Source organism: Nitrincola lacisaponensis (assembly GCF_000691225.1).
Taxonomy (GTDB): Bacteria; Pseudomonadota; Gammaproteobacteria; order Pseudomonadales; family Balneatricaceae; genus Nitrincola; species Nitrincola lacisaponensis.
Genome location: NZ_JMSZ01000032.1, coordinates 106,393 through 119,586, shown reverse-complemented (window position 1 = coordinate 119,586; position 13,194 = coordinate 106,393). Strand labels below are relative to the sequence as shown.

9 protein-coding genes are annotated in these 13,194 nt (G+C 52.6%); 2 read left to right on the top strand and 7 right to left on the bottom strand.

Translation table 11 applies throughout. From position 1 onward, the window contains the following. Positions 1-47: 47 nt before the first annotated feature. Genes ADINL_RS10610 through ADINL_RS10600 form a run of 3 tightly spaced genes read right to left on the bottom strand, consistent with a single transcriptional unit; the run spans position 48 to position 2,258 of the window. On the bottom strand, positions 48-359 hold the full coding sequence (locus tag ADINL_RS10610) for a BolA family protein (RefSeq protein ID WP_036547585.1): 312 nt from the start codon (positions 357-359) through the stop codon (positions 48-50). Next, complete coding sequence (locus ADINL_RS10605) at positions 356-1,681, bottom strand: DUF3422 family protein (protein ID WP_036547582.1); 1,326 nt, start codon at positions 1,679-1,681, stop codon at positions 356-358. Before ADINL_RS10605 ends, ADINL_RS10610 begins: the two co-directional genes overlap by 4 nt. Before the next feature lie 19 nt (positions 1,682-1,700). Further along, positions 1,701-2,258, bottom strand: a complete 558-nt coding sequence (locus tag ADINL_RS10600; RefSeq protein ID WP_051632724.1) for a hypothetical protein — start codon at positions 2,256-2,258, stop codon at positions 1,701-1,703. A 113-nt stretch (positions 2,259-2,371) separates the two neighbouring features. Between ADINL_RS10600 and ADINL_RS16010 the strand changes: the two genes are divergently transcribed. Next, positions 2,372-3,013, top strand: coding sequence for a hypothetical protein (locus tag ADINL_RS16010; RefSeq protein WP_051632723.1), 642 nt, complete (start codon positions 2,372-2,374; stop codon positions 3,011-3,013). Positions 3,014-3,100: 87 nt separating this feature from the next. Beyond that, positions 3,101-5,785: an HD domain-containing phosphohydrolase gene (locus tag ADINL_RS16005; RefSeq protein ID WP_051632722.1), complete on the top strand. Its 2,685-nt coding sequence runs from the start codon at positions 3,101-3,103 to the stop codon at positions 5,783-5,785. Positions 5,786-5,793: 8 nt separating this feature from the next. Here ADINL_RS16005 and ADINL_RS10585 read toward each other — a convergent pair whose 3' ends face one another. The 4 genes from ADINL_RS10585 to ycaO form a co-directional block, all read right to left on the bottom strand. After that, on the bottom strand, positions 5,794-9,225 hold the full coding sequence (locus ADINL_RS10585; protein ID WP_036547580.1) for an SbcC/MukB-like Walker B domain-containing protein: 3,432 nt from the start codon (positions 9,223-9,225) through the stop codon (positions 5,794-5,796). Continuing rightward, positions 9,212-9,916 carry a DUF4194 domain-containing protein gene (locus ADINL_RS10580; protein WP_036547577.1) on the bottom strand — a complete coding sequence of 235 codons (705 nt, stop codon included), beginning with the start codon at positions 9,914-9,916 and terminating at the stop codon, positions 9,212-9,214. Before ADINL_RS10580 ends, ADINL_RS10585 begins: the two co-directional genes overlap by 14 nt. Next, positions 9,916-11,310, bottom strand: a complete 1,395-nt coding sequence (locus tag ADINL_RS10575; protein ID WP_036547574.1) for a Wadjet anti-phage system protein JetA family protein — start codon at positions 11,308-11,310, stop codon at positions 9,916-9,918. Before ADINL_RS10575 ends, ADINL_RS10580 begins: the two co-directional genes overlap by 1 nt. An 84-nt stretch (positions 11,311-11,394) precedes the next feature. Then, positions 11,395-13,122 (bottom strand): 30S ribosomal protein S12 methylthiotransferase accessory factor YcaO, encoded by a 1,728-nt coding sequence (gene ycaO, locus ADINL_RS10570; protein ID WP_036547571.1) that lies wholly within the window; start codon positions 13,120-13,122, stop codon positions 11,395-11,397. Positions 13,123-13,194 lie beyond the last annotated feature (72 nt).

Below are 13,194 nucleotides of genomic sequence, written 5' to 3'. Positions count from 1 at the left end.
ATTTCGCTGACCTTCGCCTGTACGAACACAGGCGAAGGCTTCAACTGTCAGTGCTTTGCCGCACCTTTGCAGTTCGGCGATGCCGGTATCTGCCCTTGCTGCGCTTGCCACTCCTGTGGTGTATACAGGTGCAATGCCAACGCATGAATGGGATTTTGCATCAGTTCAGCCACCAGGCCATACACCTGCTGATGCCGGCGTACTTTCGGCTGACCTTCAAAATCAGGGCTGACCAGCGCCAGCTTGAAATGACTTTCAGTCGCCGGACCGGCATGCATATGACTTTCATTTTCCAACTTCAGCATCTCGACCTGCATACCATTACGCACCAGGGTTTCCAGACGTTCTGCAACACTCATGATAGATCCTGTTTCTTTTCAGCCAATTTCATAAAGTGATAGTGGATGCGCCGTACACTGAACCAGACCAGAAACACCACCAGCGGTATCATCGCCCCCGTAACCAGCGCTTTGTCAAAATGAATACCGACACCATAGACCGCATCAATCAAGTACTTGAGCAGCCCTACCAGATAGTAACTGATCGCCACAACCGAAAGACCTTCAACAGTATGCTGCATCATCAGCTGTACCTGGGAACGCTTGTCCATGGAGCTGAGCAGGGTCTGATTCTGGTGCTGTATCGACAATTCCACGCGGGTTCGCATCATATCGGATGCACGGTCCACTCGACGCGACAAATCTTCAAGACGATAGCCGACCGATTCACAGGTTTTCACCGCGGGCGTCAGTCGGCGGGTCATAAATTCCCGAATCGTCAGATGCCCGGACACTTCATCTTCGCGTAACTCTTCCAAACGGGTCAGCACCAGACGGTGATAGGCACGAGTAGCCGAGAAACGGAAGGTGGAGCGTGCCCGGAAGGCTTCGATACGGGCCGCCATATCGGTCAGTTCTGCCAGTATGGCCCGTTCATCCACCTGATTGTTATCTGCCAGGTCCTGGGTAATACGCGCCAGCTGCTGATCCATTTCAGTCAGGTCAGGCGCAATATCCCGTGCCAGATTGACCGCCAGCAAGGACATCAGGCGGTAGGTTTCAATCTCCAGCAAACGTTGTGTCAGGCGTCCCAGCTGGCTGTTGGACATGCGGTGGTTCAGTACCAGAAAACGCCCAAAACCATCACTGTGCATACGGAAACTGCCCCACACCCGGGCACTGCCATTTTGTGGGCAACTACCGACCAGGCGCATGCCTTCAAACGCTGGGCGTATCATCTGGATATCGGCTTCAGGGCCTGAATCCGAGTCCTGCAGCTGTAAATGAAATGCTGCAACTGCCTGACCCTGAAGCCTTGCCAGCCAACCGTCCGGCAATGGACTGATACCGGTTTGAGCAAACAACGCTTCATCTTCAGCGGCAGGTGACAGATTAATGAAGGTATAGGAGGCGAACTCCATGTGCTGTTCACGGCGGATACGAAAATGACCAAAGTCCTTTTCATAGCAGCGAACCTCTTCCTCCGGCTCAGGCAACCCCATCAATTGATGCAGTTCACACAGGTGTTCAAACTGGGCCTGACTTTGTTCAGGCGTGGTCAGCAACGCCAGATGGGTAATACGCGCCGGACAGGGGATCACCTGAAACGGGCGTGAGTGCAACTCATCGTAGAGTGCCGGGCGCAGCGGATGCTGCTCCAACGGGAACAGAACATCCGTCATAGGTAACAACTCCTGGCCATTAACGGAATACGTAACCAATATTAAACATCACCCCGGCGGTCCCGAAAGGAATCATCTCCAGGTTGACACGATGGTGCTCCACACCAAAGGCAGGCAGAATCGCGGGGGCGACACCAAAGCGGTTCATCGGAATTTTATCGCGGTACTCACCACGGTAACCGTGTAACAAACCCGCTGTCACCTTGGCGTAGGCGCGCGTGGTCTCGGTATCATAATAGTCATAGCGTCCACCGCCATACACATAGGTACTGCGCTGATCAAAAGAGTTTTTGAATGTTCCGGCACCGACCAGCCAACGAATATCATCGCGCCAGTCACCGCCTGAAGGGCGCTGTACATTGACATTGTCGGTTTCAGCGAAGGTCCACTCCAGGTTGATCAAACGCTGATTTTCGTTATGATCCGGGTCCTTGCTGTAGTGACGGGTGAAAAAAGAAGTCTGCACCAGCAATTCACCACCCTGTGACCAGATATGACCGGCATCAGCCTGCACATTCGCTGAAAAACCAGCGGTAGCCATCGCCGCTACCGCAAACCAAGACACACGTTTTAACATGATACGCTCCTGATAATCCTGCCTGACAGTATACCCTGCCCAACCGCTATTCGACAAAACCCACGCCGCTGAGTTTCACGCTGCTCATACTGCCGTGATTGAGTTACAATGCGATGATGTTGATTCGTGTACTGCCCTCTCTTGAGTCCCGTGAAGACTGGCTGAGCTTTTTCAGGCGGGAGCATCCCTATTGTCTGGTCGAAACACCCGCGGTATTGGTGGATTTTCAAAGCACTTTTTTACAGCTGACCTGTTTTCAGCCCGAACAGGCCAACCCGGTACGCTATACGCTGGGTGCCCGCTCAAGCCTGGAGCCTGCCTGGCAACTGATCAAAGGCTGTGGCTGGCGTCTGTCCTGCGTGATTGAAGGGTTGGAAAGTCTGGATTTCAACACCAATGTTCGTGACAACACACCCTTTAAATTGCCCAGTGACCTGAGTGTGCGCAAAAGCTTTGCCCGCGAACCCCGCCTGGAACCCTTGCTGCACAGAAACAATCACACCGGGCTGACGCCTGAAGCACTGGCACGCCGTTTAAGAGATGGTCAATACTGTGACTGGCAAGCTCTGTGTGCTCCACCCTTGCCGAGCTTTCACAGTACGCTGTTATCACTGAGTACCGAACCCTGGCGCTGGCAGGTTGAACAACAAGATAACCAGGTACACCTTGCCCTGGACGGGCGTCATATCTATCGATGCGATTTAACCACCGAGCCGCCAAAGCAATCTTTACGCAGTGATTTGATCAAACTTTAATAACCCTGTTTTTATCGCAGGTATAAGTGCTTTATACTGACAGCCAGTGACTCACCTCTGAATGACTTCGGTCTAAGGTCTGCCGGGATGTTAAAGCGATTCTGTGTACATGCGGGACATCAGCTATCTCGTTTTTATCTGCTCGCAATACTACTGTGCAGCCTTATCAGCGCCAGCTTTGCACTTCCTGCCCAGGCAGATACAGTGCGTATAGGGGTACTCAGCCTGAGGGGCGATGACAAGGCCATGGCCACCTGGCAAGGAATGCTGGATCATCTGAATCAGCAGTTGCCGGAACATGAGTTCCAGCTGGTTCCACTGGGATTTGATCAGATCAACCTGGCCATACGGCAACGCAATGTGGACTTCATCATTGCGAACTCGTCCATTTTTGTTTATCTGGAAAAACTCTATGGCGCCAATGCCATAGCCACGCTCTATACCCGCACGCCTGATGGAATAGCGGTGAACCATTTTGGTGGCGTGATTTTTTCACGTGTCGATAATTCACAATTACGACAACTGAATGACCTCAAAGGGAAACGTGTTGCAGCCGTCGATGAAACGTCATTTGGCGGCTGGCAGACAGGTTTGCGCGAACTGCAACGCCAGGGAATTGCCCCCGGATCTTTCCGTTCACTGACATTTCTGCACACCCATGACGCCGTTGCTCTGGCAGTGCTGAGGGGCGAAGCAGATGCCGGTTTTGTTCGCACAGGCACTCTGGAGCAGATGGAGCTGGAAGGCAGTTTGCAGCAAAGCGATTTTTTTGTGCTGTCCGAGCGTCACTTGAGTGGCTTTCCGTATCGCTTGAGCACCACGCTTTATCCTGAGTGGCCAATGGCCAAGCTGCCTCATATTTCCGACAGTCTTGCCCTGAGTGTTGCCATGACACTGTTCACCCAACCCGAGCATCTGCTCAATCAGCATTCACCGGATGGTGCCGGCTGGGGACTGCCACAAAATTATCAACCGGTTCACGAGCTGCTGCGTGAACTGAAACTGGAACCCTATGCCTACCTGAACAATCTGACTCTGGCCGACACCCTGCGTCACTACGCGCTCTATGTGTTGCTGGTGCTACTGGCATCCATAACCGGTTTGGCTGTGCTGGCATACGTCATACATATTAATCGTCGCCTGCAGATACAGCAGCACGCACTTGGTGAGCTGAACAACGTACTGGAAGCCCGTGTGTCTGAGCGCACATCACAGATTGAAGGTCTGCTGGATCGAGAGCAGTACCTGCGCAGTATTGTGCAAACAGTGGCGGATGTGAACCAGATCATTATCACCTCGACCCATCGGCTGGAGATGCTCAAGTCTGCCTGTGATCGTCTGGTTTCCCACCCGGAGTATCGCTTTGCCTGGGTTGCGATGTTACGCACAACTGAGCAGGGCAAGTGTATTGAACGCCTGGTCAGTTCTTATGGCTCGACTGAGCAATTGGTTGCACTGACTCAGGCACCTGAAGTACTGGCCCAGATTCAACACGCGATTGAGTCTAACAGCCTGACACGTCTGTCACCCGAACAGTTTTCTGATCAGAACCTGAGCAGTCTGGCACTGACATCTGCTGTCCTGTTGCCGCTCAGGTCCGATGCCTTTTCAAGTGCTGACAGCATGCTCTGTGTGTATACCCATCGGCCCGAGGGTTTTGATGAAGATGAAATAGACATGCTCGATCAATTGGCGGGCGATCTCGGGTTTGCCATGCATGCCTTCATGCATCGGGAAGAAAGTGAACAGGCGGAGGCATCACGAATTCGCAATTATGAAGAAACCATTCAGGCGATGGTGGACATGATTGAAAAACGTGACACCTACACAGCCGGTCATACCCGTCGGGTCGCTCAGTATGCCGAGCTGATCGCCCGGAAAATGCAGCTGCCAGAAGAGCAGGTGCAGCAACTGGTTAAAGCATCCACCCTGCATGATATTGGCAAGATTATTATTCCGGATGCTGTGCTGCTCAAGCCCGGTAGTCTGACACCGCTGGAATATGAGTTAATTAAACAGCATGTTACCGTCGGCTATGAAACCCTCTCTGCAATCAAGATGTATCGTGATCTGGCTGAGCTGATGCGCCATCATCATGAACGTCTGGATGGCAGTGGCTATCCTCAGGGACTCAGAAATGGAGATATTCCATTGCCGGCACGTATTATGGCCGTGGCCGATTCCTTTGATGCCATGACATCCAATCGTATCTACAAGCCCCGCAAGTCAGTCGACAATGCCTTGCAGGAACTGCAACAGCTGGCCGGTAGCCACTATGATCCGGAAGTCGTCGATGCCGCTGTTACTGTCTTGAAAGATCTGGATCTGGAAAACCTGTACCAGGCCGAGCAACTGCCTGACTCAGATCTGGAACGCCAGCGTTTTGCCTACTTTTTCAATGATCAGCTGACAGGGCTGTATAACGCTGAGTATCTGAGATTCATGTTGCAACGAGACATGCATGTCCACTTTCAATCGCTGCAAATACTATTGCTGCAGGGATTTGCAGAATTTAACCATCGGCATGGATGGCATGCAGGTAATCAGCTGCTGAAAGACTTTGCTCAATGGCTGGAAAAACGCTGCTCTGGAGCTATGCTTTTTCGGGTGATGGGAGATGATTTTGTGGTAATCAATGCACCGGACGGCTGGCTCGATGGCTGCAATCTGTTAACCGATTCCCCCTTGCAGGGAACCGCTGTCGGTGTGCAGCAACAGCGCTTCAGTTGTGACCCTGCAGGGCTTGCCGCCCTGCAGGATTTCCTCAAGTAAACCGGAGGTTACAACAAGGCTTCCGCTTCTGCTTCGATTTCCTCTGCCGCAGCCATCATTTTGTAAGGATGGTCGGAGGCCAGCAGCTGCTTGCCTTTTTCGGTCGGAAACTCCACATCCAGATCCACCACTCGGCCATCACGGCATACGTTGATGATGGTATCCATACAGGAGCTGAGCAGCGAGTACTTCTCATCCGGTGCAGCGATGATGGTCTGCAGACCCAGGTCGGTCATAAAGCCGAGCGAGGTCACGGTGTTTTCAGAGTCCAGTTTGTTAAAGGCCTCGTCAAACACTGACAGGCTCATGCCCCCCACCGGTTTGCCATCACTGCCCTCTTTCAGGCGATAGGTGGCACCCAGCGCTGCTGCCATGGCAACATAGAAAGGCACCTGATGCTCACCACCGGAGCCGGTTTTGATACGCTGGGTCAGGGTGGTTTTGCGATTACCCTGAAGGTCTTTCACCACCAGCTCGAAGTTGTAGAAGTTACGATAGTCCTGCAACAGCGTGCTTTCGCCTTCGTTTTTCAGTACTTCGTGAATCTTGGCCAGCGCATCACGGTGACCCGAATCCTGCTCATGGTGAATGTCAAACAGTGAACCCACATTCGCCTGATCCATGCGCGTATAGGCTTCTACCAGCTCCAGAATATCTTTCAGTTCCGGGTTGGGCATCATCTCGAAACTGTACATTTCCTTGTGGAATGGACGGTTCTTCAGATGGCTGTTCAGCTCACGGATCAGTTCTTTGATCTTGTCGATCTGATCATTCAGATGCGCAACAAAGTCAGAACGGAATGCCGTTTCCGCTTCCAGACGCGCCCGCTCGGCTTTCTGGGTGTAAAGCGCCAGTTCCGATTCCTGCAAGGCTGTCACGGTTTCGTTAACGTAACGCTCCAGATCCTCATGAGTGGAGTCGGCACTGATGTTATCCAGTCCCTGATGGGTCATGCCACCGCCATGGTAACGTGCCTTGTACTGGGCAACCGCGTCACGGACTGCATTTTTCTTTTTCTCATGCAGCTGCAGCTCGCTTTGAGCTTTTTTTGCCGCTTCAAAAATCACACGCTCCAGTTCACCGTCACAACTCTCATCCAGGTAATCACGTTTTTCCTGGGCAGACTGTGCATCAAAGTTGGGATTTTCCTCACAACGGCTGCGTGCCTGCGCATGCTCGGACAACTCACGGTCCAGCACTTCGAGTGAGGCATTATCCTTGATCATGCCAGTACGGACTTTCTGCAGCTTGTCCATCAGCGACTTTTGACGTGCTTCCGTGGTTTTCTGCTGCTCGGCCAGTTCCGCAATACGGGTCTGAATACCGGAATCATCGTGATTGCGCATATCCACAATCGCCTGATGATAGCCTTCAATTTCGCTGTTGAGCTGGTCGCGCTGGTTAACCAGATCAAACACCCGCTCATTAACCTGCAACAGCCCTGAACCTAACTGAATCAGCGCATCACGCAACTTCTCCAGGGTTTCATGCTGCTTGCCCAGCGTGGTGAACTCCGCAATCATTTCATCGACCTGCTTGCCCTGCTGGGCCAGCTGATCACCACGGCGCCGGATACCCATGATCGGGCTGAGTTCATTGATTGCCGTGGTCGAACCTTCAGACTGCAGCATGCAGTCGTAGGTCAATGCGCGTTCATGACGCAGCAGTTCATTTTCAGTTTCGACAGCCATGACACCGCCCAGCGCGCGGTTCATGTAGGCGCGGGCATGCTCGTTGTCAGTTTCAATAAATTCCACCAGCGTGCCACGTTTGGCCCGATTCAGCCACTCATCGGTTTTGGTGGTGTTGATAATTCGGCAGCCTTTCAGGTGGCGGCCTTTACGACGGTAAAGTGTGATCGCTTCCTTGACGCGGTCTGGCGAAACCACCAATGCCTCGCGACGTGCGCCCAGGAAAGATTCAATGGCAATACGCCACTTGTCTTCGGTAATATCGACCAGCTCACAAATAGGCGTCGATTCAATACCATACTCCTGCAGCAGGCTGATCAGTTCCCGTGTGGCATGACGAACCGGCGCGCGGCCTTGCTGCAGCTGTTCAACGGCACTTTTCTGGCTCTGTATCTGGGTACGCAGCTCATTGATGCGAATCACGGACTCTTCATAACGTCGTGCAATCGCCTTGCGAACCGGATCAACCATTTCCCGCAGCTTGCCCAGTGCGTTATCCACCTCGACAGGGGACTCCGGCCACATACCGCTCAGGGTATTCTCACCCGAGCGCCAGAGCTGTACCGACTGCTCTACGACAGGACGGAAGTTGTCCGGCAGCACTGCCATCTGCTCGGAAAAGCCGACAGTGGTGCGCATCAGGTTATATACCTGCTGGATCTTTTCACGCACAACCGATACTTCATGCTGTCGTGCGGCAATACGCGACTCCAGCGCATTCACCTTGTGTGCCGAATCAGTGTTATTCAGTTCAGCACGGGCATTTGCCAGATCCTGCAGGGTGTTGTTCAACGCTTCACTGTTGGCTTCCAGTTCTGCCTGCAGCGTCGATTCCTGTTCGGTGAAACTTTCCAGCCGCTCTGCCGCTTCCTCTTTCTTCAGGTCCGCATGCTCAAAACGGCCTTCGTGAACGACCCATTCATACTCAACCGAGTTTTTGACGTTACGCGCAATGCCCTGACACAGCTCCTGAACCTTTTCCAGCTCAGCGATACGGTTCGCCACTTCCCGGGTCTTCTGCTCCATCGCCCGATATTCATCCAGCGATTTACGGAAAGCACCAACATGAACAATATTTTCGTCGAGTACAAACTCACGAATGAAGCGGGTTGGGCTGTCAATCGGCACAAATTTCAGTGCATTCTTGAAGTTTTTGACGAACTTTTCATCATCATTCGGCATCTGGGCATCATGGCTCAGGTGCGTCACCATTTCTTTGACAAAACGGCTGGCACGTTTTTCCAGCACCATATCCGGACACTGCTTCAGCAGGTTTTCACGCACTTCCGGCCAGGGCTTGGGCATCCGCCCTTCACCCTGTTTGACAGAAAAGTCATCCAGGGTCACGGAGAAGTCCGGCAGAATAAAACGGCCCAGAATATCTTCATCTGCACTGGCTGTGGATGCACTGATGGCGATACCGACGCAGCTTTCCTTGGCTGTTTCCGTATCGAAGAAGCTCAATGCCATATAGGTCAGCGAGTCTTCACGCGCATTGACCTTTTTGCCGAGATCATCGAGGAAACCCAGGCAGTAAGTCCGCAGCGAACGCTCGGATTTCTCTCCGGCTGACGCGTTGAAGCTGAGGTTGCGCTTGTGGCCGCCCATCAGAATGGTCTGAATCGCATCCAGCAGTGAAGATTTACCCGAACCGTTCGGGCCGACAATGGCAACATTTCCTTTGATCGGAATTTCGATCGCACCCAGTACGTACCAGTTCACCAGCACAATGCGATTAAGCTGTTTCATGGCTGTTCTCCTTCGTACCTGTGTCGGTCTCAGTGCTGGCACTTGCAGCAGAGGTATCTTCTACCTCGGGCTCAGCATCTGCCGTGTCATCTGACAGATCATCACTGGAATCGATATCACACAGAGCTTCCAGCTGACCGATATAGTCCTCAACCACTACCTGACGTATCACCGGGCTGATTTTTAACGGTATATTCTTGGGATCGGTTTCATCCGCCTTGCCGCGCTCCACAATGCCGTGGCGCGTAAACAGCGACAGTATTTCCTTCATGCGGGTTTCGTTGGGAATCTCTTTGCCGGTCAGGTTTTCATACAAACGCAGCAAGGCATCGGTGGTTATAAACGCTTTACCATCCTGGATTTCGAACTCTTCCAGCTTTTGTTCGTACATCTGTCGCAAACACAGCAGCAGCAAGGATTCATCCAGACGCAGCTTCAGCACCCGCTCATCACCCTGAGGAACCACACCCAGGTAGGCCTCATCCGGCTGATAGATCAGACTCCAGCCAATCGCCTCAAACAGATTGCGAAAGTAATCAACATGCGCAGAAATCAAAAAATAACTGTCGCGATGCAAGGGTCGGTCAGCATAGAGAAACTGGCTGACCAGCAACAGGTTGGCAGCACGTGTAAAGTCTTCGGCCTCATATTTTTCGGCACGCGACAATGCTTTTTGCAGATCACCTAACATCATGAATTCCTGTGAATTTCAAAACCACGACACTCCACCACATCGGCGACACACACATAGGTATCATCAAACTCAATGCGGTACTGGCTGGCCACCTGGCGGGCTTTCTTACCCAGCGACGGCAGATGGCGGATGTAACTGAAACAGATATAGTCTTCTACCGAGTCGATCGAAAACTCGGTGGCCTTCAGTGTCTGTCGTCCATCAAAGTGACGTGACAGATAGGCTTCGATTCGATCAATTTTTACTTCCCGGCGCTCTTTGTATTCCTTGAACAGGCGGCGCAGTTCCAGCACTTTCGGATCGATGCTGGTTCGGGTAATAACACGCGGTTTGGCTTCAACCCGACGACGTATTGGCGAACGCACACTGGACGGCGAAATAAAGGCCACCTCTTCCAGTGTTTTGGGTAACGGCAATTTGCCACGCTTTCGCTGCCCCAGCTCGGCAATCAGTCGAGACAGACGCGCCGCCATACCTGGCGTGGTCTTGTCCATGTAGCGAACGGTATCCGCCACACGTTTTTCCAGCTGGTAGCGGAAATCATCAATCGCAGCCAGGCGCTGATCAACTGATTCAAAAATACGGATAATACGGTTGATATGCTGATGCACCATGGCTTCAGCGCTGTCGTAGTCCAGCTCGTACTGCAACTGATAGTGCTGGCTGAGCTGCTCGATACGCAACAGATCAAACTGCAAGTCACGCAGCATGGAGATAATCTGGCGCCGGTAGCGGAACGGGTTATTGCGGGTCTTCAGCGTTTTATAGTCAGATACCAGAATCTGCTCTACAAACCTGTCAAAGAAACCACGCACAATCTCCTGCGGGTTTTTGCTCTCTGACAGGGTAATCTTCATCTCACGCAGACCCAGCAGCATATCGGTCAGGTGGGCGCTGAACTCTGCTGCCGTCTGAGCGGCCTCAGCCAGCGTAATACCTCGACCCACCGGGTCATTAATGGCGGCTTCCAGTGAGCTGAGTACGTTCAGTACCGCACCACCATAACTGCGCTTTTCCAACCGCGCAATCGAGACCAGCGCACGCAGCATGTAACTGACTGAAGGCGACAGCAGCACATATTGTCGATAGATGCGCTGTTCTTCTTCAAGCCAGCCACATTCGACCAGGCGCCGGTATATACGGTTAGTGTAGTCTGCACTGGAACGTGGTGGCTCGGCGTCGTCATCGCCTTCGGCTTCCCAGCGTCGAACCCCTATACGTACCACCGCATTCTCAATACTGGAACGCACCAGATCACGCGGGATAAATGGATCGATGAGATCTTCATCAAAGAACAGATCGGCCAGTTCCAGCAGAACCACCTGATATATCTGGCGATTCTGGCCGGATAATGGCAAGAATATGGCATCGGGTAATTTATTGAAGAGCATGCAGATCCCTGATTTATCAACTGACAGCCCCTGTTCGGAGCTGACAACCCAAGGGCTGATTCTAGCGGAATTTTGGTCGGGTTCCTAACCTTTCATTGCCACTTGAAGGCGTGCGTAGGCATCCAGCATTTTCTGATGACTGATAAAGCCTTTCAGCGATTCATCATGCGTGCCGAAATCGTCAAACAGCCCTTCGCCCTGCAAAAAGCCCTGTACCCGCACCAGCGTGTCTGTTCCATAGATACGCTCAAACACTGGCAGGAAGTCATCCAGCTCCCGCGTTTCATCCAGCTCAACAGACAGCACCTGATGCAAACAGCGATAGGTTTTCAGGGCATGTGCCGGAATATGAGCGAAGCCCAGCACCCACTCACAGAGTTCCAGACCTGATTGACGATCACCGGATGCCAGTGCCAAACGCATTTTCAGCTCACCCACACGCAACCAGGACCAGACCGTACCGGAATCCGGCACCACACCTATCAGTTCAGCCACCAGTTGCGGTTCTTCAAAGCCGGCATCGTCCAGCGCATCCAGCAGATCGGCACAGCCTTCCTGATCCAGATCACTGAGCGCCAGCAAGGCCGGACGTAAGGGCGTGGCTGCACTGTTGTTGTGCCAGATCAGCTCATCCACGGGATAGACTTCAGACATACCCGGCACCAGAATACGGCAGGTATAGATACCCAGGTGTTCATAGTCGGCAATATAGATATCCATATCAACGCGATGAATGCGGAAACACAGCTCTTCAAACTCGGCCTGCGTATCCCCTTCGATATTCCAGGGCGTATAAGGATAATCGGTTGTTGCCGAGAACATATCCCAGGCCACCACACCACTGGAGTCAACAAAATGGGTGACCAGGTTATCCGGATCTGCGGCTTCTTCGATATCCAGTGTCGGAATCGGAAAGTCCTGCAACTGGTCCAGTTCACGTCCCTGCAACATCTGCGTAATCGCACGCTCCAGAGCCATGGCAAATTTCGGGTGCGCACCAAATGAGGCATAACAACCGCCATCCTCCGGATTGATCAGGGTGACATTGACCAGCGGAAACTTGCCGCCCAGAGAGGCATCGCGCACCTCCACTACAAATCCCTTGCTGCGCAACGCGCGGATAGATGCCTTCACTTTGGGATGCTTGGCAATTTCCGATTCAGGAATCAACGGCAGGCTGATCCCTGAGGAGATAATGGTGTTCTTGATATGACGCTCGAAAATTTCCGACAAGGCCTGCACACGCGCTTCCCAGATAGTGTTACCCGCAGCCATGCCGTTGCAGTCGTAGAGATTACCGATGATATTCACCGGGAACCAGACAGTTTCACGCGTACGCTGCTTGACGAAAGGCAGTGCGCAGATTCCACGTGCAGCATGGCCTGAATTCAGATCAATCAGCGCTTCCGGGTGGATTTCGTTATTCAGGTCATAATGGTTACGTGTTCCTTCATCAAGCAAACCCTCTGGCCAGTCTGCACTTTTGACCGGAAACCAGCGCTCCTGCGGGTAATGCACAAACTCACCACTGGCGATCCGGGATCCCAGAAAGTAGTCAGCAAAGAAGTAATTGGTACTCAACCGCTCGATAAACTCACCCAGCGCGCTGGCCAGGGCGGCTTCACGGGTCGAACCTTTGCCACTGGTATAGAAGAGTGGACAGTGACGATCATGAATATGTACCGACCAGACATGAGGAAGCGGATTCAGCCAGTGGGTTTCTGCTATCTCGAACCCCAGTGCCTGCAGCGCGGAGGTCATTCGCTCGATAGACTCTTCCAGTGGCGCATCTTTTCCAAGAATCTGCGTCATTCATACTCTCCCAAGGGCAAATCGGGCCGCATAAACTGCCCATCACAGTCGTTACGGCTTCATCTTATTGAT